Source organism: Ralstonia chuxiongensis (assembly GCF_024158925.1).
Taxonomy (GTDB): Bacteria; Pseudomonadota; Gammaproteobacteria; order Burkholderiales; family Burkholderiaceae; genus Ralstonia; species Ralstonia chuxiongensis.
The window spans coordinates 888297-911008 of the sequence record NZ_JAMYWC010000002.1; the positions used below are offsets into that span (position 1 = coordinate 888297).

At 64.9% G+C, this 22712-nt stretch carries 21 protein-coding genes; 12 read left to right on the forward strand and 9 right to left on the reverse strand.

Annotated features, from left to right (window positions below; translation table 11 throughout):
• Positions 1–70: 70 nt before the first annotated feature.
• Together NKG59_RS08830 and NKG59_RS08835 are read left to right on the forward strand one after the other, a co-directional pair.
• Positions 71–2794 (forward strand): sensor domain-containing protein, encoded by a 2724-nt coding sequence (locus NKG59_RS08830; RefSeq protein ID WP_253536407.1) that lies wholly within the window; start codon positions 71–73, stop codon positions 2792–2794.
• A gap of 149 nt (positions 2795–2943) precedes the next feature.
• Complete coding sequence (locus NKG59_RS08835) at positions 2944–4356, forward strand: methyl-accepting chemotaxis protein (RefSeq protein WP_253536408.1); 1413 nt, start codon at positions 2944–2946, stop codon at positions 4354–4356.
• Between the two features lie 560 nt (positions 4357–4916).
• Here NKG59_RS08835 and NKG59_RS08840 read toward each other — a convergent pair.
• The 4 genes from NKG59_RS08840 to NKG59_RS08855 form a co-directional block, all read right to left on the reverse strand.
• On the reverse strand, positions 4917–6239 hold the full coding sequence (locus NKG59_RS08840; protein WP_045203657.1) for an MFS transporter: 1323 nt from the start codon (positions 6237–6239) through the stop codon (positions 4917–4919).
• A gap of 166 nt (positions 6240–6405) precedes the next feature.
• Entirely contained in the window at positions 6406–7767 is a 1362-nt protein-coding gene (locus tag NKG59_RS08845; RefSeq protein ID WP_253536409.1) for an amidase, read from the reverse strand.
• A 27-nt stretch (positions 7768–7794) separates the two neighbouring features.
• Positions 7795–8472, reverse strand: coding sequence for a DUF2848 domain-containing protein (locus NKG59_RS08850; protein ID WP_253536410.1), 678 nt, complete (start codon positions 8470–8472; stop codon positions 7795–7797).
• A gap of 46 nt (positions 8473–8518) precedes the next feature.
• Complete coding sequence (locus NKG59_RS08855) at positions 8519–9241, reverse strand: GntR family transcriptional regulator (protein ID WP_045203654.1); 723 nt, start codon at positions 9239–9241, stop codon at positions 8519–8521.
• Between the two features lie 176 nt (positions 9242–9417).
• Here NKG59_RS08855 and NKG59_RS08860 point away from each other — a divergent pair, with 176 nt between their 5' ends.
• The 3 genes from NKG59_RS08860 to NKG59_RS08870 are packed head-to-tail and all read left to right on the forward strand — an operon-like array spanning position 9418 to position 12431.
• The gene (locus tag NKG59_RS08860; protein WP_253536411.1) at positions 9418–10683 is read left to right on the forward strand and encodes a flavin-dependent oxidoreductase; all 1266 of its coding nucleotides are present in this window, start codon (positions 9418–9420) and stop codon (positions 10681–10683) included.
• A gap of 41 nt (positions 10684–10724) precedes the next feature.
• Complete coding sequence (locus NKG59_RS08865) at positions 10725–11858, forward strand: ABC transporter substrate-binding protein (RefSeq protein ID WP_253536412.1); 1134 nt, start codon at positions 10725–10727, stop codon at positions 11856–11858.
• 57 nt (positions 11859–11915) lie between these two features.
• Positions 11916–12431, forward strand: coding sequence for a MarR family winged helix-turn-helix transcriptional regulator (locus NKG59_RS08870; RefSeq protein WP_092973072.1), 516 nt, complete (start codon positions 11916–11918; stop codon positions 12429–12431).
• 74 nt (positions 12432–12505) lie between these two features.
• Here the strand turns inward: NKG59_RS08870 and NKG59_RS08875 are convergent, their stop codons facing one another.
• Complete coding sequence (locus NKG59_RS08875; RefSeq protein ID WP_045203650.1) at positions 12506–12847, reverse strand: hypothetical protein; 342 nt, start codon at positions 12845–12847, stop codon at positions 12506–12508.
• Between the two features lie 343 nt (positions 12848–13190).
• Between NKG59_RS08875 and NKG59_RS08880 the strand changes: the two genes are divergently transcribed.
• Positions 13191–14399 carry a cyclic di-GMP phosphodiesterase gene (locus tag NKG59_RS08880; protein ID WP_253536413.1) on the forward strand — a complete coding sequence of 403 codons (1209 nt, stop codon included), beginning with the start codon at positions 13191–13193 and terminating at the stop codon, positions 14397–14399.
• 19 nt (positions 14400–14418) lie between these two features.
• On the opposite strand, the gene NKG59_RS08885 is transcribed toward NKG59_RS08880, so the two are convergent.
• A complete protein-coding gene (locus tag NKG59_RS08885) occupies positions 14419–14580 on the reverse strand; it encodes a hypothetical protein (protein ID WP_253536414.1) in 162 nt (53 codons plus the stop codon).
• A gap of 229 nt (positions 14581–14809) precedes the next feature.
• Here NKG59_RS08885 and NKG59_RS08890 point away from each other — a divergent pair, with 229 nt between their 5' ends.
• The 3 genes from NKG59_RS08890 (at position 14810) to NKG59_RS08900 (ending at position 18599) form a co-directional block, all read left to right on the forward strand.
• A complete protein-coding gene (locus NKG59_RS08890; RefSeq protein WP_253536415.1) occupies positions 14810–15796 on the forward strand; it encodes a DUF6685 family protein in 987 nt (328 codons plus the stop codon).
• A gap of 105 nt (positions 15797–15901) precedes the next feature.
• Complete coding sequence (locus tag NKG59_RS08895) at positions 15902–16318, forward strand: hypothetical protein (RefSeq protein ID WP_253536416.1); 417 nt, start codon at positions 15902–15904, stop codon at positions 16316–16318.
• A gap of 85 nt (positions 16319–16403) precedes the next feature.
• Positions 16404–18599, forward strand: coding sequence for a TonB-dependent receptor (locus NKG59_RS08900; RefSeq protein ID WP_253536417.1), 2196 nt, complete (start codon positions 16404–16406; stop codon positions 18597–18599).
• Between the two features lie 50 nt (positions 18600–18649).
• Here the strand turns inward: NKG59_RS08900 and NKG59_RS08905 are convergent, their stop codons facing one another.
• Positions 18650–19282 (reverse strand): hypothetical protein, encoded by a 633-nt coding sequence (locus NKG59_RS08905; RefSeq protein ID WP_253536418.1) that lies wholly within the window; start codon positions 19280–19282, stop codon positions 18650–18652.
• Positions 19283–19416: 134 nt separating this feature from the next.
• The gene (locus NKG59_RS08910; protein WP_253536419.1) at positions 19417–20004 is read right to left on the reverse strand and encodes a hypothetical protein; all 588 of its coding nucleotides are present in this window, start codon (positions 20002–20004) and stop codon (positions 19417–19419) included.
• A 174-nt stretch (positions 20005–20178) separates the two neighbouring features.
• Here NKG59_RS08910 and NKG59_RS08915 point away from each other — a divergent pair, with 174 nt between their 5' ends.
• Both NKG59_RS08915 and NKG59_RS08920 read left to right on the forward strand, forming a co-directional pair.
• On the forward strand, positions 20179–20484 hold the full coding sequence (locus tag NKG59_RS08915; RefSeq protein ID WP_253536420.1) for a hypothetical protein: 306 nt from the start codon (positions 20179–20181) through the stop codon (positions 20482–20484).
• Positions 20481–20669, forward strand: a complete 189-nt coding sequence (locus tag NKG59_RS08920; protein WP_253536421.1) for a hypothetical protein — start codon at positions 20481–20483, stop codon at positions 20667–20669. Before NKG59_RS08915 ends, NKG59_RS08920 begins: the two co-directional genes overlap by 4 nt.
• Positions 20670–20687: 18 nt before the next feature.
• Here NKG59_RS08920 and NKG59_RS08925 read toward each other — a convergent pair whose 3' ends face one another.
• Positions 20688–21029, reverse strand: coding sequence for a hypothetical protein (locus NKG59_RS08925; RefSeq protein ID WP_253536422.1), 342 nt, complete (start codon positions 21027–21029; stop codon positions 20688–20690).
• 218 nt (positions 21030–21247) lie between these two features.
• Here NKG59_RS08925 and NKG59_RS08930 point away from each other — a divergent pair, with 218 nt between their 5' ends.
• Positions 21248–22711: an aminotransferase-like domain-containing protein gene (locus NKG59_RS08930; protein ID WP_253536481.1), complete on the forward strand. Its 1464-nt coding sequence runs from the start codon at positions 21248–21250 to the stop codon at positions 22709–22711.
• Position 22712 lies beyond the last annotated feature (1 nt).

The following is a 22712-nucleotide window of genomic DNA, read 5'->3' on the forward strand; positions in this document are numbered from 1 at the left end:
GAGGGGAGAGCCAGCCAAACGCCTTAACTTTCCTGACACATTGGTCGATATCTTGAAAAACAACCCAGATATGGACGCCACCTCTGCTGAGCGGCCTGACCGTCCCGAACCGGATGTGATCGATCAGGACAGCCCCAGGCCGTTGCCGCTCGCCGATGACCGTTACGAAGCGCTTGTCCGGCAAATGCCAGATGCGCTGTACATCGTGGCGGACGACATTATCGTTTTCGTCAACGAGGCGGGCGTTCGGCTGTTTGGCGCGCAAACGGCGCGCGACATCGTGGGCCGCGAACTGGATGAGTTCGTCCACGACAATTCGACGCACCTCGCTCGTCAGCGCCGGGAGTGGATGGTTGAGCACAACGCGGGCTTGCCGCCTGTCGAGCAGACCTTGCTGCGTTGCGATGGCACGCCCGTGGAAGTCGAGGTGCTTTCCGCGCCGGTGCAGCTTGGCTGGCGCACCGCCATCCAGGTGGTGGCCCGCGACATCACGCAGCGCAAGCAGGCCGAACAGGCCCTGCGCGAATCCGAAGCCAATTACCGGGCGCTGGCCGCCGAAACCGCGCGCGCCAAGGAATTGCTGCGCTGCGAAAAAACCGTGCTGGAACTCAGCTCGCGCAACGTGCCGCTTCCGGATCTGCTGGCAGAGGTGTGCCAGCTGGTGGAGGTGCTGCTTGACGACGGCGCGAAGTGTTCCGTGCTGCTCAGTGGTGACGGCGAGCACATCACGCAGGCCGTGGCACCGTCGCTGCCTTTCATACTCTCGCAGTTGCTGGTTGGGATCGCGCTCGGTCCTTCGGTCGGTTCGTGCGGGACGGCCATGTTCCTGAACAAGACCGTGGTGGTGGAAGACATCGACGCCGACCCGCTATGGGATGGCTACCGCGATATCGTTGCGCCGTTGGGCCTGCGCGCCTGCTGGTCCACGCCCATCCGGGGCGACAACGCGCAGATGATCGGCGCGATGGGCATCTACTACGACACCCCGCGTGCGCCCACGCGCGACGCCATGGGGCTGCTCGACGGCATTACCGACATCATCGGCGTGGCCGTGCAGAAGGCGCATATCGCACGCGATCTGCAGGAGAGCGAAGAACGCTACCGCCTGGCCGTCGACAACCTGACCGAAGGCATCGTTGTGCAGGCGGCGGACGGCACCATCCTCGCGTGCAACCCGAGCGCACGCCGGATTCTTCGAGCGGGCAACGTGTCGCCCGTTGGCACCAGCCATCTGACGCTGATGCGCCGTTCGTTGCGCGAAGACGGCAGCGAGATTCCGCTCAATGAACGCCCAACGCGCGTGGTGTTGGCCACCGGCCGGCCGCTGCTAGGCTTGACCGTCGGCCTGGAGCTGGTGGACGGCGACATCGTGTGGGTGCACGAAAACGTGCTGCCCATCGTGCGCCCCGGCGACGACACTCCGTCGGCCGTCCTCATCTCGTTCAACGATATTGGCCCCGCGCGTGCGGCTCAGCAGCAGCTCACTTTCCTCGCGCAGCGTGACGCGCTCACCGGCTTGTACAACCGCGCATATTTCTCGCAGCGCATGCAGGCGGTGATGGAGCAGGCGGCCAGTCAGGCCAACGAAGCACGCCAGGTCGCTGTGCTTTTCCTCGATCTGGATGGCTTCAAGAAGGTGAACGACACAGCCGGCCACGAAGCCGGTGACCACCTGCTGCGCATCGTCGCGCAACGCTTGTCCGCCTGCGTGCGCCAGAGCGATACGCTGGCGCGCCTGGGCGGCGACGAGTTTGTCGTGCTGCTCGACAACGTGCGGTCGTTGGGCGAGGCGGAGCGCCTGGCCAAGCGGATCGTCCATTCGATCGCGCAGCCGTTCTCGACGAGCGGCACGGAGTATTACCTGGGCGCCTCGATCGGCATCGCGGTGTATCCGGAGCACGGCAACGATGCCGCCACGCTGCTGCGCTGTGCGGATGCCGCCATGTACAACGCCAAGCAGAATGGCCGCAACCAGCATCGCGTGTACACCGCGCGCCTGTCGCAGCGTGCGCAACGGCGCTTCCAGTTGGAATACCACCTGCGCCGCGCGCTGTCAGCCGGCGAGCTGTCGCTGCGCTTCCAGCCCATCGTCGATGCCACGTCGATGGACATCGTCGGCGCTGAAGTGCTGCTGCGCTGGCACAGCACCGAACTGGGCGAAGTGTCGCCTGCCGAGTTCATTCCCGTGGCGGAAGATGCCGGGCTTATCGGCGACATCGGAGAATGGGTGCTCGCGCAAGCGTGCCGTCAGGCCGCGCATTGGCGCGCCACCTGCATGCCGGAATTCTTTGTCGCCGTGAATCTGTCGCCGCGCCAGTTTGGCGAGGGGCTGGTGCCGACCATCTCGCGCTGCCTGACCGAGGCCGGTTTGCCCGCGAGCGCGCTGGAGATGGAGATCACCGAAGGTCTGCTCATGCGCGACACCGCCGCTGTGATGCCGATGCTCGACGCGCTCACGGCGCTGGGTATTCGCATCTCGATCGACGATTTCGGCACGGGGTATTCGTCGCTGTCGTATCTGCAGCGTTTCCCGATCGACAACCTGAAAGTGGATCGTTCGTTCGTCTCGGGCATTCCGCGCCATCGCGATTCGGTGGTGATCTCGCGCGCCGTGGTCGCGATGGCCGCGTCGCTGGACATGACCGTCACGGCAGAGGGCGTCGAGACACTGGAGCAGGCCGAGTTTCTGCAAGCCGCCGGGTGCGACAAGTTGCAGGGCTTCCTGTTCGGCCCCCCAATGACGGCCGCCGCCTACGAGGCCCGGCTGCGTCGCGACCGTTCCGCCCAGGCGTAGTGCTGCGCAAGGCGCATGTAATGCCCGCGTAAGGCGGGACGGGTAGCGTCGCTCAAGCGCGCGCCGCCCGCGCCGATACTCCCCACAGAGGGTTGCTTCGCCACCAGCGCGAGCGCACAAACAACAACGACATCTGGAGACCACCGCACGTGAAGCCATTTGCCTGGGGCCGCGGCCCGAAAGCCCCTCCCGAACTTGTCGCCCGTATTGCCGAAGAGGCCGGCCGCGTGGGCATGGGCATCTGTGAGGTATCCGGCAATGTGGAAGACGTGGCCGTGCGGCTGCGCCTGCAGGCCGATGTGTTCGATCAGTTGCGCAACGCTGCCGATGTCACCATGCGCGGCAACCACGACATCGCTGTGGCAGCGCGGCATGCGCGTGAAGTCGCCTCGCATGCCAGCGAGGAGGTGAGCGGCTCGCGTGCAACGGTAGATGCATCGCTGCGCGACATTCGCGAGCTTGCCGTTGGCGTGGCGAGCATGGAGCAGCAGATTGCTGCGCTGCGTGAAGCGCTGATCCAGGTGGCACAGGCGTCCGAGCAGATTTCGCAGATTGCCAGGCAGACCAATCTGCTGGCGATCAACGCCGCCATTGAAGCCGCGCGCGCGGGTGAATCGGGCCGCAGCTTTGCCGTCGTTGCGGGTGCGGTGAAGCAGCTCGCAGGACAGACCGCCGAAGCCACGCAGCGTATCGAAACCACCTTGGCGGATTTGTCCGGCCAGACCGACAAGCTGATCGGCGACAGCAGCGCGAACGTGGCACGCGCCCAGCGGGTGGATACCGGCACGCAGGCGATTGGCGCGGTGATTGGCGTGGCGGGCGAGGCCATCGCGCGCTTTGACGTCGAGGCGACGAGCATTGCGGAATCCACGGCAGCCATTGAAGGCGAATGCGCGTCGCTTGCGCGTGAGGTGGATGCGATGGCAGAGGGTGTGAAGCAATCGAGCCACAACATCGACAACGCGCAACGGCAGCTTTCCGGGTTGCTGGGGGCGTCGGAAACGTTGATCCGGTTGACGGCGTCAACCGGTGTGCAGAGCGCCGATACGCCGTTTATCGAAGCGGTGCAGGCCGCGGCCGGCAAGATCAGTGCGTTGTTTGAATCGGCGCTGGCGCGGGGTGATATCAGCGAGGGCGACTTGTTCGACCGCGCCTATGAGCCGGTGCCGAATACCGATCCGCCGCAGCATATGGCGCGGTTTACGGTGTTCACGGATCGCGTGCTGCCTCCGGTGCAGGAGCCTTTGCTCCAGCTTGATCCTCGCGTGGTGTTTTGTGCGGCGGTGGACACCAACGGCTATCTGCCGACGCACAACCTGAAGTTCTCGCAGCCCCAGGGCAGCGATCCAGCCTGGAATGCTGCCAACAGCCGTAACCGCAGGCTGTTCACCGATCGCACGGGGCTGGGGGCCGCGCGCAATACCGAGGCATTTTTGTTGCAAACGTACCGTCGCGATATGGGGAACGGGACGTTTGCGATGATGAAGGATGTGTCGGCGCCGATTTACGTCAAGGGCCGCCACTGGGGTGGCGTTCGGATGGGTTACAAGGTGGCCGGTTAAGGTCCGTAACGCCGGGGTTGCGGTTCTGAACTTCTCTGGCGGGGTTCGGAACGTCATTGTTGACGTTCGGAACTGCATCCATGGGGTTCAGAACTGCATTTGCTGGGTTCGGATCTTGGGCCCTTGGCGTTCGGAACGCCGTGAATGGGGTTCGGAACCGCTTTGGGCGGGTTCGGAACCTCATCAGTGGGGTTTCGGACTGCGTTGATGGGGTTCAGAACGTCGAAGGGTGGGGTTTGGAACTTCGTGGGTGGGGTTTGGGACCTTGCTGGCGGGTATTTTTGTTGGTGGTGCATCCCTTGTTTCATCCCCTGCCGGGGCTGACTTACTTTCTTTGTCTTGCCAAAGAAAGTAAGCAAAGAAAGGCGCGCCCGAGATGGCGAAAGACTCCTTGAATTTCTGTAACCGTGCGGAGAAGGAGGCAAACTCGCTGCGCTCAAACAGGCCTCCTTCTTCTTTTCGCCCGCTTACAGAAATTCAAGACGCCATCTAGGGCAGGAACGTCAACGGCCAAACCATCGCAGCGCTGGGGTTGGCGCCGCGATGGTTCGTCAGCGTGCTTAGTGTTTGCGGGTGCCTAGGATGACCAGCACGGCGGCGCCCAGCTCCAGCGCGGCTACGAAGTAAAGGCCGGCGGAAAGGTGGCCTGTGTTCGTCTTCAGCCAACCAATCATGTACGGCGCGACGAAGCCGGCCAGGTTGCCGATGGAGTTGATGAGGGCGATGCCGCCTGCGGCTGCGGTGCCGGCCAGGAACACGGCCGGGATCGACCAGAACACCGGGAAGGCGGCGAGGATGCCGACGGCGGCGACCGTCAGCGAGATCAGCGCAAGCACCGGCGAGCCCAGCATTGCGCCTGTTGCCACCAGACCGGCGGCCGCGATGACGGCTGCAATGGCGCAGTGCATGCGGCGTTCGCCTGTGCGATCGGAATGCGCGCCGTTCCACACCATCGCAATCGTGCCCGCGATGAACGGAATGGCTGAGATCAGGCCGATGTGGAAATTGCCCTGCACGCCCAGCTCTTTGATGATCGACGGCGTCCAGAACGCAATGGTGGCGTTGCCGCTGACCACGCAGAAGTAGATCGCTGCGCAGATCCACACGCGAGCGTTGGCCAGTGCCGCGCCAAACGAGGCGTGCTTGGCAGGGTCGCGGTTCTCCACTTCAACGGCGCGCACGACGGCGTCTTGTTCTGCAGCGGAAAGCCATTTGGCCTGGCGAGGCGTTTCGGGCAGCCACGCAAGCACGGCAAAGCCGGCCAGCACCGATGGAATGCCCTCGAGCAGGAATAGCCATTGCCAGTTGGCGAGGTGGCCGACGCCTTCCATGCGGCTCATGATGAAGCCGGCAACGGGGCCGCCCACGACGCCTGCAATCGCAAACGAGGTCATGAACAGACCATTGATGCGTGCGCGGTGTGCGGACGGAAACCAGTACGTCAGATACAGCACCACGCCCGGGAAGAAGCCCGCTTCAAAAATGCCCAGCAGGAAGCGCATCACGTAGAACGAGGTGGGCGTCTTTACGTAGATCATCGCCATCGAGGCCAGGCCCCACAGGATGGTGATACGCGCCAGCGTCTTGCGTGCGCCGATCTTTTCCAGCAGCAGGTTGCTCGGCACTTCAAACAGGAAGTAGCCGATGAAGAAGATGCCGGCGCCCAGGCCGTACACCGCTTCGCTGAACTGCAGATCCTGCAGCATCGAGAGCTTGGCGAAGCCGACGTTGACGCGGTCGATCCACGCGAGGATGAACAGCACCACCAGAAACGGCACCAGCCGGTACGCAATGCGGCGGTAGGTGACATCCAGCTCCGTGCTGGGGAGTGGGCGGCTGGCCGGGTCCGTTGGGGTGGCCGCCAGGGCTTGGGTTTGCGACATGGTTTCCTCCGATAGCGTGTGAGGGCGCCGGCGCTTCGTGTGCTGCTGTGTTGCACGAAACGCAGGCATGAGTTGGGCCCGGCGCGTCTGCTGCGCGCCTTTTGACTTGGCTTGGGAAACCGCCTGCGCGGCCCGGGCGCAGGCGGGGAGTGTTCTGGCTAGTCGATCAACGCCGCAGGGCAGCCTCCACCGCCCGGCCAACGCGCAGGATGCGTGCGTCGTCGTTGGCGAGACCGCAGAGCGACAGGCCGACCGGCAGCTCGCCGGCGGCGTGTACGGGCAGCGTCAGCGCGCAGCCATCCAGGAAATTGATCACGCTCGGATTGCGCAGCGCGAGTGCGTTGGTGCGGAAGAACTGCGCGTCATCCGCTTCGAGCGGTGCGACCTCGGGCGGCACGATGGCAACCGTCGGCATCAGCCATGCATCGAGGTTGCCCAGGCGCTTGCGTGCGGTGGCAATCATGCGGGCGCGCGCGTTGATCACGTCGATGTATGCGGCCGCGCCCATTTGTTCACCACGGCGGATGCGTGTGGCGACGCGCGGGTCGTACTGGGCTTCCGCACGCGCGAGCAGCGAGCGATGCCATGCCCACGATTCTGCCGCCGAGAAGCCGCCGCCGCTATTGATCTCGGGCAGTTGCAGTAGCTCGGGAAACTCAAAACGCACGATGTGTGCACCGGCACGTTCGAGCTGTTCAACGGCGCGGTTGAAGGCAACGGCGACCGTGTTGTCGAGATCCGCGCCAACAAAGTCCTGTGTGATGCCAAAACGCAATCCGGCCAGTGGCACAGCGGTGGTGTCGAATGCGTCGTGGTCAGACTCGCCGCTCAGCACGGCATCGACGATGGCGCAGCAGTCGACCGAATTGGCGAGAGGGCCGCCCGAATCGAGCGACGTGGACAGCGGCACGCCGCCTGTCATCGGCACACGGCGCGCGGTGGGTTTGAAGCCGGTCAGATTGCAGAACGCCGACGGAATGCGGATCGAGCCGCCGGTGTCCGTGCCCAAGGCCGCCACGGCCATGCCGCCCGCAACAGTGACGGCACCGCCCGAGGTGGAGCCGCCCGCCGCACGCGCGCCGTCTGCCGGCGTGCGCGGTGTGCCGTAGTGCGGGTTCAGGCCAAGACCCGAGAACGCAAATTCGCTCATGTTGGTGCGGCCGAGCAGCACGGCTCCGGCTGCACGCAGGCGCGCAACGGCAGCGGCATCGGCAGTGGCGCGCGGCTGATGGGCCAGGGCGCGCGAACCGGCTGCCGTCACCTGGCCGGCCACGTCAAACAGATCCTTGATCGACACGGGCAACCCCGCCAGCAGCGAGGGCACGTTACCTGCCGCACGCGCGGCATCGGCGGCGCGCGCCATGGCCAGCGCGGCTTGCACGTCGATGCTCACATAGGCGGCACCGCCGGCGGCGCGGTGCGATTCGGCGCGCTGCAGTGCGGCTTCGGTCAGCGCGACGCTGGTGGTGCGGCCGGCGGCCAGGTCAGCGGCCAGCGAGCGGATCATGTTGGGGCGGGGCGTCATCATGCGGTGGTCTCCGTTGGGTGGGGCGCTTCAGCCTTCAACAGGCAGCGTGTCAACAGCATAGCGATGGCGCAGCTCGGTGCCCGACACCGGGTCGATCAGGGCCATGTCGAAGGCCTCGCCAAAACCGAGTTCGCCGATGATGGGCTGCGTGCCGCAGAACATGGCGGTGCCCACCGGCAGCGCGTCGTTGCTGGTGTAGCGGCGGATAAGGTCACGCGGGTCGAGCATGCGCGTGACGCCGCCTTCCTGGTACAGCGCGGTCTGGCCGTCGCGCGTGCGCCAGGTCTTCATCTGCAGGCTGTCCCAATGCTCGGCCAGCGCTTCGAAGCGCCATACGTCGCGGCTCACGGGCTTGGCGCACATCTGTTTGGAGACCGTCACGCCATAGGCTTCGACCTTGCGGTCGGTGTGGTCCGAGCCAATGCCGACCAACAAGCCCATCGGCGTGGAATACAGCACGAACTCCGCTTCGCCCGATGAATCTGCGCCGGGAATCTCCACGCTGGCATCGGTGGTCAGCAGCGAGGCCGACACGCGGTAGAAGCACGGCACGCGCGCCGGACGCGCCACGCCAATGGCTTCCAGTTCAGCAATGTGGTGTTCAACGGCTTGCGCATCGCGGCCGGTCCAGCCGGCAATGACAAGGTGGTCCACGGTCACGTCGATGGGGCCGTGGCCGATCAGGTTCAGGTGCAGCGTGGTCATGCGGAATCCGGAAGAAGCGGGAAAAACGAACGGGGGGAAATCGGGATCAGAGCGTGCGGATGATCGTGCGGCGGAACTCGTCGATGTGCTCGCGAATGGCTTCGCGCGCTGCGGGCACGTCACGGCGCTCCAGCGCATCGAGCACGGCAAGGTGCTCGTCGTACACGTTCTGCAGGTGCTGCGGCTCTGAGAGCGAGAGGAACCAGAAGCGCGCCTGCTTCTCGTGCAGGCCGCGCAGCAATTCGGCTAGCACGCGGTTGCGCGAGGCCGCGGAAATGGCGAGGTGGAACTTGAGGTCCAGCGCGGCCAGCGCGGCAATGTCGCGGTGCTCGATCAGCGTGGGCGATGCATCGACGATCGCGCGCATGGCCTCGAAATCGGCGGGGTGGGCGCGCTCGGCGGCCAGCGTTACGCACAGGATCTCGTTGGTGGCGCGCACCTCGATCATGTCGAGCACGTCGTTGAGCGACAGCGGCGTCACCAGCACGCCCTTGCGCGGCAGGATCTGCACCAGCCCCTCCACCTCCAGACGATGCAGCGCCTGGTGGATCGGCGTGCGGCCCAACCCCAGAATCGTGCCGAGCTGCGCTTCGTTGAGCGGCTCGCCCGGGCGGAACTCGCACGCCATGATGCGGCGCTTGATCTCGTTGTAGGCGAGTTCACGCATTGCGGCGCCCTTGGGCGCATGCGCGTCGGGTTCAACGGCAAACGGTGCAGATGCAGACGCGGGTTTGGCAGACCCGGAAACCAGCTTGATGGGACGCGACATCGCGGCGGCCTCGAATTTCGTAAAAGTCGAGTGATGGTATTGTGATATCTCACAGAGCGTCAAGCGAGCAACACGCCGCATTCAGCTGCGTTCTTCTAGGTATTTGCCCTGATATGTCGATGGCGGGACGCCGTTGATATTCGTTATAGACTGCAACAAATTTCAGGGAGACAGCCATGAAGATCGCCATCATCGGGGCGGGCATCGGCGGCCTGACGCTCGCGTTGATGGCCGAGCGCCAAGGTTTCGAGGTAGAGGTGTGGGAGGCCGTGCAGACGCTGCGGCCACTGGGCGTTGGCATCAACCTGCTGCCGCACGCGGCGCGCCAGCTGTGCGAACTGGGCTTGGAAGACACGCTGAGTGCGCTCGCGATTCGGACGTCCGCGCTGGCTTACTACAACCGTTTCGGCCAGCCGATCTGGCACGAGCCGCGCGGGCTGGCCGCGGGCTACGACTGGCCGCAGTTCTCCATTCACCGTGGCGAATTCCAGATGGCGCTGGCCGATGCCGTGATCGAGCGGCTCGGTGCTGATTGCATCCGCCTTGGCCACAGCTTCGAGGCGGTTCAATCGACGGGCGAGAAGGGCGGCCCCGTGCGCTTCACGCTGCGCGATCGCACCAACGACACTGTTGTCGAATCCTCGGCCGACGTGCTGATCGGCGCAGATGGCATCCACTCTGCCGTGCGCCGGCACTTTTACCCGAGCGGCGATGCGCCGCGTTTTGCGGGCCGCATGCTGTGGCGCGCCGTCACCGAAGCCGAGCCGTATCTCGATGGACGCACCATGTTCATGGCGGGCCATCAAGACCAGAAGTTCGTCGCCTATCCGATCTCCGAACCGCTGCGCCAGCAGGGCCGCTCACGCATTAACTGGATTGCCGAGCTGCGCGTGCCCGACGAGGCACCGCCGCGCAGCGACTGGAACCGCGAAGTCGACCGTGCGATCTTCCGCAGCGCCTTCTCCGACTGGAAATGGAGTTGGATCGACATCCCGGCTTTGATCGACGGCGCAGAGGCCGTGTACGAATTCCCGCTCGTCGACAAAGATCCGCTGCCGCGCTGGACCTTCGGCCGCGTCACGCTGCTGGGCGACGCGGCGCACCCGATGTATCCGATCGGCTCGAACGGCAGCGCACAGGCGATTCTCGATGCGCGGGCGTTGGTCGATTGCCTGCTTGCCACGCGCGACACCGGCGTGGCCCTGCGTGAGTATGAGGCCGATCGCTTGCCGCGCACGGCTGGCATCGTGCTGCGCAACCGCCTCAACGGGCCGGAGCAGGTCATGCAGCTCGCGCATGAGCGCGCGCCCCAAGGCTTCGCGCGCATCGATGACGTGATCCCGCGCCCGGAATTGGAAGGGATTGCGATGCGCTACAAAAAGCTGGCCGGCTTCGATCCGCAATCGCTGCGCGATCAACCGCCCATGCCGGACCGCGCCTGAAACGCCGAACCGTTCAAACGCCAGAAAAAATGAGGGGACCCATGACCATCCGCCGCACCATCTGCGCCGCTGCTGCGCTGTTGCTCGCCACCGCTGCCCATGCGGAAATCGTCGTTGGTGTGAGCCTGTCGACGACAGGGCCCTCGGCGTCGCTCGGCATCACGCAGAAGAACTCGCTGGCGTTCTATCCGGATTCCATCGGCGGGGAAAAGCTGCGCCTCGTGGTGGTGGATGACGCCTCCGACCCGAGCACCGGCACGCGTCTGGCGCGCAAGCTCGTGACGGAAGACCACGTCGACATCATCGTTGGCTCGTCGGCGGTGGCGCCGTCGATTGCGATTTCCGAAGTCGCCACCGAATCGCACACGCCGCAACTGGCGTTGGCGCCGGTCGAGCTGAAGCCGGGCAAGGGCGATTGGACGTATCGTCTTGCGCAGCCGATCTCGCTGATGGCCGAGGCGATTGCCACGCGCATGGCGGCGTCGGGCATCAAGAACGTCGGTTTCATCGGCTTTGCCGATGCGTACGGCGAGAGCTGGCTCAAGGACTTCACTGCCGCCGCCACGCCGCGCGGCATCAAGATCGTCGACGTGGAACGCTATGCCCGCGCAGACACCAGCGTGACGGGGCAGGTCGCCAAGCTGGTCAGCATCAAGCCCGACGCGATCCTGGTGGCCGGTGCAGGCACTGGTGCTGCGATGCCGCACACCGCGTTGCGCGATCGCGGTTATGCGGGGCCGATCTTTCAGACGCATGGCGCGGCAACGAAAGATCTGATCCGCATCGGCGGCAGGGCGGTCGACGGAGCCATTCTGCCGGCAGGCCCGGTGATCGTGGCCGAGCAATTGCCCGACAGCCACCCCAGCAAGAAGACCGCGCTGGAATACGTGACGCGCTATGAGAAGGCCAACGGGCCCGACACGCGCACGCAGTTCGGCGCCCACACGTGGGATGCGCTGCAGGTGCTCCAGCGCATCGTGCCGGTGGCGCTCAAGAAGGCCAAGCCAGGCACGCCCGAGTTCCGCCAGGCGCTGAAGAACGCGCTGGAATCGGAGCACGACATTGTTGTTTCGCACGGCGTGCTCAACTACACAGCCACGGATCACTTCGGCTTTGACGCGCGTGGCCGCGTGCTGCTGACCATCGACCACGGCAAATGGAAACTGTTGAACTGAAACGCGCGCGCGTGCATCGCCGACGATAATCGAGAATCTTCTCCCATCCACACCGCCATGCCGCGCACGCCCAAAGCCGACGACCTGTATCCCGCCGTGGCCCCCTCGGGGCACTTCAACCCCCATTTGGCGGACGTGGAGTATGGCGCGCTCGACGGGCTGGTCGGCTATGCCGTGCGTCGCGCGCAGCTGCACATCTACGAAGATTTCGTGCGCTCGCTGCACGCGTGGAACATCACGCCGCCGCGCTTCTCGGCCATGACCGTGATCGCGCATAACCCGAACCTCAAGCTGACGGAGTTGGCCAACATTTTGGGCGTGGCGCGCTCCGGTGCAGTGCTGCTGGTCGATACGCTGGAAGACATGGGCATGGTCGAGCGCCAGCCGTCGCCCAAGGACAAGCGCGCCTTCCGGCTCGTGCTGACCGCCAAGGGCGCAACCACCCTCGACGAAATCACCCGTGCCGTCACCGCGCACGACGCCCGCGTAACGGCGCATCTTTCAAAGGATGAACGGCACACGCTGCTGGCACTGCTCAACAAGCTGGCCTCGGGGCCGGATTCCGCTTCCTGATCTACAGCCGGTGCGTGCAAATGACAAGCGGCCCGAACGTGGGCCGCTTTGCTTTGGTGCGAGGTGCGAGTGGTTCAGCGCTTGTTTGCGTCGATGGCTTTCTGCCAGAGGTCCTTGTCCGGCGGATACAGCGAATCGAAGTATTCGCGCAGCGTGCAGATTTCCTGGACGATCTCGAACGGAAAGCCCTGGCGGCCACCACGGTCGTCAATCTGCAGGCTGTTCAGGTAGCGTCGGCAGCCAATGAAATCGGCCCACTTGGCGGCGATCGTGTTGATGATGCGCGGAAACTTCCGGCCGAGTTCGATCGGCCGCACCTGGTCGGGCAGGGACGCGAGCCATCGGATGGCGTCGCGGTTGAGCGCGAAGTCATCGGCGTTTTGCTGCTTGCGTTGAGAGGTGGGATCTTGAGCCATATCGGATGCGCATCCTTGAAGTCTAGTGTACCCCTCCCGCGCCGGCCTGCCAGCCCGACAGGCGAGGGTCTTGACGCATCACCTGTTTGATTCGACCGCCGCCACAGCCAGTGTCCCGCTGTTTGCTTGCCGAGGCTGCGGTATGCTGCGCGCCGCCCAATCCACATTCGCCTCAAGTTTTGCGCAGGCTTGCCGATAAGCCAAGCGCGGTTTGGCGCGCTGATGGACCAGAGCATCCACCAGCTTAAAACGCCTAGACTGCGAAACACGAGCCAGTGTCGGCTGGCACGCCGCTCCCCTAATTCAATCAAAAAACCGGGCTTCGAGCCGAGGTAGGCAGGGTATGAAGCGAATCGATGCGAGCCAATTGCGTATCGGCATGTTTGTGATGAAGCTGGGCGGGTCCTGGCTCAAGCATCCGTTCTGGCGTGCGCAATTCCAGTTGTCGCACCAGGGCCAGATTGACGACATCCGCCGCGCGGGTATCACCGAGATCTGGATCGACCCCGAGCGCGGCGAAGACGTCATGGTAGAGACGCAGATGCCCGTACCGGCGCCCGCGCCCGAACCGCTCACGCGCGAGACCTTGGCCGCGCGGCCGCCGATCACACCAACGTCGCTCAAGGAAGAGTGGAAGCACGCCCAGCAGCTGATGCAGAACGGCAAGGTGACGCTTGGACACATGTTTTCCGAAGCCCGCATGGGCCGTGCTCTGGAAACCGAAAAAGCGCTGCTGCTGGTGGACGACGTGTCGAACTCGCTGGCACGCAACTCGTACGCGCTGATTGCGCTGGCGCGGCTGAAGAACAAGGACGACTACACCTATCTGCATTCGTTTGCCGTTTGCGCGTTGATGGTGGCACTGGCTAAGACGCTGGGCTTGCCTGAAGACGAGATCCGCGAATGCGGGCTGGGCGGGCTGGTGCACGACATCGGCAAATCGGCCATGCCGCGCACGCTGCTTGACAAGAGCACCGCGCTGACCAAGGACGAACTGGCGCTGCTGCAGACCCACGCCGTGGGCGGCCACCACCTGCTGCAGGGCACCGGCCAGTTCAGCGAGATTGCGCGCGAGATCTGCCTGCACCATCACGAGCGTATTGACGGCAGCGGTTACCCCGACGCCCAGAAGGCCGAGGCTATTAGCCTGTGGGCCAAGATGGGCGCCATCTGCGACGTGTACGACACGCTCACGTCAAGCAGCCCGTACCACCACGCGTGGTCTCCCGCGCAGGCGCTGAAATACATGATGGCGCGCACCGATACGCAGTTCGATCGCACCGTGTTCCAGGCCTTCACGCGCAGCGTAGGCATCTACCCGGTAGGCACGCTGGTCAAGCTGCGCACCAACCGGTTGGGCGTGGTGGTTCACCAGAACGAGGCATCTGCGCTCAAGCCGGACGTGGTCGTCTTCTATTCGGGCAACACCAAGACGCGTGTGCGCCCGGAGCGCATCAGCCTGGGCAAGTCCGACGATTCCATCGTCACCGTGGAAGACGCCACCACCTGGGGTTTGTCGGACGAGGAAGTCTCCGACATGTGCCTGGTCTGAGCCGCGGGGCACCCCAGGTTCACACGTTTTCCACGGGCGGCTCATTCTGCTCGGGTGGATTCGGGCGGGTATCGCGTGGCACCAGCGGGTCGCCGGGCTTGCGCTTGGCGGGCTGGGGCTGGGCTTTCGGGCTGGCGGGCTGTGTCGTATCGGTTTCTGAACGGCTTGGCTGGGTGGGCATCGCGGTCTCCCGATCTGCGGATGCCTCTCTTCCAGCATGTCGCGCGCCTGGCAAGTCCCCACGCTTCATGTGTATTTTTCTTAACACGGACTTCAACAAACTTCATGGCGCACCCCTCTAAAGTGGGGTACGTTTGAGTCGTTGTTTTTTACATTGCTGAACAATCGCCACACATTCAGAGCGACGTCGGCAATCCGCAAACAAACGATTCAGTCTTCCGGGGGGTGACATGAACGTTTCCAATCTGCTGCATGCAGCGTCGAACTGGGTCGTCCAGTCGCGCGCTTTCAATGTCGCGCAATCGGTGGCACACCATCGCACGCCCAGCGATGCGCTGTCGCACTGGAAACTCGATATCTGGCACAAGAGCGTGCCGTTCCTGTTCGAGGGCGGCCTTGCCGAGCCCGCGCACCAACTGTTTCCCAAGCATCTGGCGCATGCCGAATGGGTGGACGAGTTGCACCACCATCTGAGCCAGCTCGTGGGTGTGCGCCGCGAGCACTGCAAGATCGACATTCGCGCGGTGACGGGGCTGGCGCAGTCGCCATGCTCGGTGCATTCGTTTCCGAGCATGCTGGTGTTTGCGCACCAGCATTGCCGCCGCATTCCGCACAGCACGGACGCCGACTTTGCCGCCAACCGGCGCCATGTATTCCGCTACGCAGATCAGGCCAACGTGTTCCGCGCCTACGATTTTGCCGGCGGCGAGCTGTTCTACATGAACGAGTGGGGTGCGCACCATTTCGCCGCGCTGGCGTTGCAGGCTCGCACGCAGAACCGTGAGCTGCTGGTCGATGCCGAGGTGCGTCACGCGCGTTCTGCGCTGGGGTTGCGTCGGCTGCTTGACGGTTTCTACGTGATCGGCGCGCGACGGCAAGGGCAGCAGCGCTACGGCACGCGTTTGTCGGAAGCGCTGGCCAGTCATCAGGTGCCGCATCGCTGGATGCATGGCCGCCGCGAGACCGAAGGCTTTGAGCTGTGCTTCCTGCCCAAGTCGGATCGCTTTGCCAATTGCGTGGGCGAACAGCTCGTGCGCGACGGCTGGTTCGACTACGGGGCTTGGCTGGCCAGCCTGCACGATGCCACCGAGGTGGGTGCCCCCGCGCAGCGCGCCGAGGCCGCCCGCAAGACGCGCCCGAACTGGAAGCGCGTGCAGGTGCCGAGCCTGGGCGTGCCGACGGGCCTCATGCCGGGCTTCGCGCACACACGCCTGTAATACTGGGGCGCTACGCTCGGGGGCTGTTCTGCCCCACCACCTGACGGATTGCTGAATTAGGCGGCTGGTGTCAGAATTCGCAACTTAGTTGCATTGAGGCGCGCAGTGTCGAGTGACATCGCGCGCCGGCACCTGCGCCCGACCTTGCGTTCCTTCCGCTCCTCCTTCCTCCATCTGCGTTGGCTGGCTTGCCTGCTGACCGTGTTCCTGCTGTTTGGTCAGCAGGGCGCGCTGCGGCATGCGCTCTCGCATTGGAGTGAACTGAGCGAAGGGGCTGCTGTTCAGTTCAACGCTGCCGCCACGGCCAAGCCGGCCGGCGCCGAGCGCAGCCAGCCCGCGCAGGAGCACGCCGCGTGCTTGCAGTGCGCAGCCTATGCCGCGCTGGCGGCTGCCTTGCCGATGCTGGTGGCGCTGCGCCTGGCGCATACGCGGCGCTGGCATTTCCCGCACATCGGCTTTCATGCGTGCGCGCCGGTCTTTCCGGTGGCCGTGTGTTCGCGCGATCCTCCATTCCGCCTTTGATCCTGCCTTGCCCCTCGGCCCGCGCGTTGTGTTGACGCATGTGCGGGCCGCTGCTTAACGCATTCGCTCGATTCAAAGGTCTTTCATGATTCCGTTCCAGCCCCGCAAGCTGGTGATGGCGCTTGCCGCCGTCTTGCCATCCGTCGCCTCGGTTTCCGCACTGGCTCAGGAAGCCACGACGCCGGCCCCCACACCCGCCACGACGGCGCCCGCTGCACAGGCCAAACCGGCCGCCGCCAACGTGCGCGACCTCAGCGAAACGCGTGTCACGGCCAAGCGCCTGGACGCCGCACGCAATGCGCTGTCGCCGGACACCGGTAGTTCCGTCTACAAGTTCGACACCGATGACATCGCCCGCCTGCCGCTGGGCGATGCCACGCCGCTCAACCAGGTGCTGCTGCAGGCGCCGGGCGTGGTGCAGGATTCGTACGGGCAATTGCACGTGCGTGGGGACCACTCGAACCTGCAGTACCGCATCAATGGCGTGATCGTCCCTGAGCCGATCAGCGGTTTCGGGCAGATGCTCGATACGCGCTTCGCCAACCAGATCAATGTGCTGACCGGCGCGCTGCCGGCGCAGTACGGTTACCGCACGGCCGGCATCGTCGATATCACCACCAAGGGCGCATCCACCGACGAGGATGGCGAGCCCAAGGCGTTTGGCGGGGAAATCGGCACCGTGCTGGGCAGCAATGCCACGCACGAGGTCAATGCGCAGATCCAGGGCACGAAAGACCGCTTCAGCTATTACCTCTCGGGCGTGTTTGCCGAGAACAACCTTGGCATTGAAAACCCCACGGGCAACCGCAATGCCACGCACGATCACACCACGCAGAACAAGTCGTTCGGCATGCTGTCGTACCTGCTCGATAACGATAGCCGCGTGAGCTTCATGTTCGGCACGTCGAACGGCCGTTTCCAGATCCCGACGCGCCCCGGCCTGACGCCACAATTCACGCTCGACGGCGCAGTACCGCCTGCTTCTGAAGCGCTTAACGCCAATCAACGCGAGAAGACCGACTTCCAGATCCTGACGTATCAGCAGAAGGTGTCACCCAAGCTGGACTACCAGGTGTCGGTCTTCCGCCGTGCAAGCCGCATCGACTACATGCCCGATCCGATTGGCGATCTGGTCTACAACGGCGTGGCGGCCGACATCACGCGCCGCAACGAGGCCTACGGTGTGCAGGGCGACGCGAGCTACAAGCTGACCGACAAGCACACGCTGCGTGCCGGTGTGTTCGTGCAGCGTGAGCGCTACGTAGCCGACAACACCGCCAGCGTGTTTGCCGCCGACGGCTCCGGCGCGCAGACCAGCACGACGCCGTTCACCATCGTCGACAACCACAGCGGCAGCGGCACGACCATGGGCGTCTACCTGCAGGACGAGTGGAAGCCCACCGACAAGCTCACCGTCAACTACGGTGCACGCTACGACCGCGTCAACACCATCGTCAGCGAGCAGCAATTGAGCCCCCGCCTGGGCGTGACGTATGACCTGACGCCGCGCACCCGCGTGCATGCCGGCTACGCGCGCTACTTCACGCCGCCGCCCACGGAGAAGTTCGACACCACGTCGGTGCAGGCCTTTGCCGGTACGACCAATGCGCTGCCGTCGGATGCCAACACGGCCGTCAAGTCGGAGCGTTCGAACTACTTTGACCTGGGGGTTTCGCACCAGCTCACGCCGCATCTGACGCTGGGGCTCGATGCGTATTACCGAGACGTGCGCCATCTGCAGGACGAAGGGCAGTTCGGCAATGCGCTGCTGTATTCGGCGTTCAACTACGAGCGTGGCCGGATCTACGGGCTGGAAGGCAGCGCGAACTATCGCAACGGCAACTTCGGGGCGTATCTGAACCTGGCGGTGTCGCGCGCGCAGGGCAAGGGCATCGAGACTGGCCAGTTCAACTTTGATGCCGGCGAGCTGGCCTACATCAACAATCATTGGGTCAACCTCGATCACGACCAGCGCCTGACCGCATCGGCGGGTGTGTCGTATCGGTACGCTGGCACGACCTATACGAGCGATGTGCTGTTCGGTACAGGTTTGCGCAACGGCTTCGCCAACACTGAGCACCTGCCGGCCTACTGGCAGATGAACGTAGGCGCCGCACGCGACTTCAACCTGCCGACGTTGGGCAAGTTCAAGACGCGCCTGACCGTGCTGAATATCTTCGACCGCAGCTACCAGTTGCGCGACGGCACGGGCATCGGCGTAGGTGCGCCGCAGTTTGCGCCGCGCCGTACGTTCCTCTTGTCGGTCAGCAAGCCGTTCTAAGCAAATCGGGCCAGCGTATGAGGCTGGCCCGATTTCCCATCACATCGCCGTCACATCGGCGGGACCATCCCGTCCTTGCCGACCAGCACGCGCTGCGCGACCAGCGTGCCTTGCGCATCGGCGCGCACGAACATGACAACGTGCGCGCCAGCTTTCAGGTCATCACGCCGACCCGGCTCGAAGGTGACGATCGGCACTTGCGGCGGCACCACGATGCGCTGCTCCCCATCCTTGTATTTGACCGACAGCGTGCGGCCCTGAGCCCCGGTGACGGCGCCTGCCTGCTCGACCGTGCCGTTGGTCATGCTGCTGTTCGGGCCCATGTCGTAGGGGCGGTGGCCGTCGCCGGTGCCACGCATGGCTTCCGGAAACACGTGGACTTCGAGCGCGCGCAACGTACCGTCCGGCTCCTTGACCGCCGCCGCGCCGATATAGCTGCCGGCGCGAATGGCCGACGGTTCAATCGGCGCGACCTGGGTGACGCTGAGGTCCACCGGCAGCGTCACAGTGGCCTTGTTGCCGGAGGCGTCGGTCACATCGACAGCGGTGCTGTGGACGGCATTGATGGTGGCGCGCACGCGCGTGGGCGCGGCGGTACTTTGCGCGGACGCGGCCAGCGGGAAGAGTGCTGTCACGACGGTGACAACCGCGGCGGTACGAGCTGAGAAACGTAGTCGGGTCATTGGATAGGGGGCGTGAAGTTCGCTCAAGGTGAGCAGGGCGGCCTTCGCAACTCGCATGGGCTGCGGGGGCGGTGCGCCAGTCTAGACCGGACCGCGCTGGCGTGCAGGCGCGGTCCGCGTTCATCCGATGCGGCTTAGCCGCGATGCTGGCCCGGCACGCGCTTGCCCTTGTACGTCGGGCGGCTGCGGCGCATGTTGTCGGACCAATCCGTGCCGCCACCGGTGGGCGAGTGCACCGGTACATCGCGGCTGCCGGGTTTCGGGTCGATTGGCGCTTCGTCCAGGTCCACCGCATCCGGCGCATCGGCGTCGTCGTTTTCACCGGCGAGGCCCGTGGCGTGTTCAAAATCCTCGTCGTCGATGGGTGTGTCGACTTCGGGATGGTTTATGTCGTGTATGGCGTCGGGCATGAGGTCGCCGCCTTCGCGTATGACGGGTTCGTGCCCGGCCGCGCGACGCTCGCCGGTGCCGGCGGAATCGGTGTCGCTGTCGAGGTTCACATCCCCCAAGTCCGCGCCGGCCGTGCGGTTGGCTGCATTGCCGCGCGGGTGCACGGCGGGATCCTCGTCAAAGCGATCTTCAACGTCGCTGCCCAGGCCCGGGCCGCCCACCACGTCACTGCCCGAGTCCGAGCTGTCGGAGGGGCCGAGTGCGTCGGTTCCGTGACCCTTGCCGGTCTGTGCGGGTGCTTCGCCGGTGCGATACAGGTTGCTGGTTGCCATGTGGTTTCTCCATGCGTGCTTGTGCGCCAACGCGCGACACTGCACGTGCAGCAAGGCGGATACCTGGGCGCGGCGCGCCGCACGCGTACATCAGCGCACTGTCACGGCGGCACGCTGGTTGCGACGCAGGTGGGCACGGGCGATTCGTCCGTAAACCGAACCAGGAGGCTGACGATGAAGCAACACGCACAGCAACCGCACAAGCCCGCTGCGACCGCGGCGGAAAAAGCGGGGGAACGAAAGAGCGAAGCCAAGAAGGGCGAGCGCGGCGATCAGGCACAGCAAGGACGGGGTGCCGCCAAGGACCGCGCTGATTCCGACCGCGCCGAGCGCACTTCAATGCAGCATGGCACAAACCAATCGGCGAAACGCCCGATGCCGGTGCCCGCCGAGGATGGCCGTGCCTCCGCACAGGAAGGGCAACTGCCGCAGAATCAGCAGCGCCTGGGGCAGCACCAGAACAGTCGGAAGCAGCCATGAACGCCACCAAGAAGCCTCGTGCCGAAGACAAAGCCAAGGCGCCTTCGGGTGACGCCGCCAGGCCCGTCGCGCCGGCCATCCCAAGTGAAAGCGGCGTAGGCGAGGAAGACCCGGGCGACTTCGAGAACGCGTCGATCCATTCGGATGACGGGAAGCGTCTCCGCGCGCCTAGCGAGGGGCGCTGACAGGGACACCTCTTCACTTCAGCCGCGCGACGTCTGGCGCGGCTGAATGACGTTTGCCAACCAACGCCATATCGCTGGCCACGCCGGGCGTCGTGTGCCCGCGACAGCAGTCACGATGTGCACGTGCGCGCCGCTGCGCCTGTCGGCATGCAGGTGCCACCACCCGGACGTTTCCACAACATGCGCGTGGCCGGCGCCAAGCGTGTATTGCGCTGCTGCAATCGAGCGCGATGGCGGTTCCAGGCGCAAGCTGCCTTCCAATGCCACGAGCGTGGTTCCAGCGGGGAGCCAGCGCAGGCCGGCCTGTCCGGGGCAAAGCGTCAGCCTTTCGGGTTCGGCTGCGGGTGTCGTTGCAGTCATGTCGATCTCCTGAACATGGCTCCAGCGTAGGCATGCGGCACCACCGCCAACAGACACAGAACCGGCAAGGTACGGGGCAACAGCCGAACCTTGTGACAATCTGTTGCGGTACAGTTTGACATCGTCTGTATCTGTTGCGGTGACAGGCTTGCCGGCATGATGTGCTGGCCCCTCTCCTTGCCGCCTGTCGCCGTCCGCTTGCCGCCGCCCTCGCCGCCATGTCCGTCACCGAGTTGACTTCCCCGCCCGCGCAGCCGCTGTACCGGACGCTTGCCGATCATTACCTTGGCGCGATCCGCAGCGGAGTGCTGGCCCCGGGCGAGCGCATGCCGTCGGTGCGCATGCTGATGCGCACGCACGCGGTGAGTCTGTCGACCGCGCTGCAGGTGTGCCGGCATCTGGAGACGGAAGGCTGGCTGGAGGCGCGCGAACGTTCGGGCTACTTTGTGCGCCAGCCACGCCGCGCCTTGCTGGCCCCGGTCAAGGAACCCGAAGTTTCGACGCCCGATCCGGCGGCGTACGTGGGCGTGCATGCGCGCGTATCCGCCATCGTGGCGCGTGGGCAGCAGGCCAGCGTGAATGTCGATCTGTCAGGGGCGAGTGGGGCGGCCGCGTTGTACCCGGCAGCAGCGCTCAACCGGATTGCGTCGCAGGTACTGCGGCGGTATCCGTTGCTGCTGACACAGGCTGTCATCCCGAACGGCCATCCTGAATTGCAAACTGCCGTGGCGCGCCGTGCGCTCGACATGGGCGTGCAGATCGCGCCGGACGACGTAATCGTCACTCACGGCTGTATCGAGGCGATCAACCTGGCGTTGCGTGCTGTGGCGCAGCCGGGCGATACCGTGGCCGTGGAATCGCCGACTTACTACGGGCTGCTGCAGGTTCTGGAAAGCCTGGGCATGCGCGCAGTGGAAATTCCTACCAGCCCGCGCACCGGCATGTCGCTCGAAGCGCTGGAGATGGCAGTGCAGGCCTACGGCAACATCCGCGCCGTGGTGGTGGTGCCCAACCTGCAGAACCCGCTCGGCAGCATCATGCCGGACGCAGCCAAGCGCCGGATGGCCGCCTTTTGCGATGCCAACCGCATCGCGCTCATTGAAGACGATACCTACAGCGCGCTGGGCGATAGCCCCACGCCACTCAAGGCGCTCAAGGCGTGGGACCGCACGGGCAACGTCATCTATTGCGCGTCATTGAGCAAGGTGCTGGCACCGGGCCTGCGCCTGGGCTGGATGGCTGCTGGCCGCTGGCAGGGGCGCGTGCAGATGCTGAAGTTTGCCCAATCGCGGCCAAACGATTCGTGGTCGCAGGTGTTGGCGGGGCGCTTTATCGCCTCGGGTGCGTACGACCGTCACCTGCGCACCCTGCGCCAGACCTTGCGTGAACAGCGCGAGCGCATGGCCGAGTCGATTGCGGGATGCTTTCCCGCCGGCACGCGGTTGTCGGTGCCCTCAGGCGGCTTGGCGATGTGGGTGGAGTTGCCAGCCAACGTGTCGTCGGTGGCACTGTTTGATGCGGCGTTGGCGCAGGGCATCCGCATTGCGCCGGGGACGATGTTCTCGAACCTGAACCGCTTCGATCATTACTTCCGCATCTGTTTCGGCCTGCTGCCTTCGGCCAACCTCGAAGCTGCACTTGCCACGCTCGGCCGCCTCACGCAGGAACTGGCCGAGCGCTGAT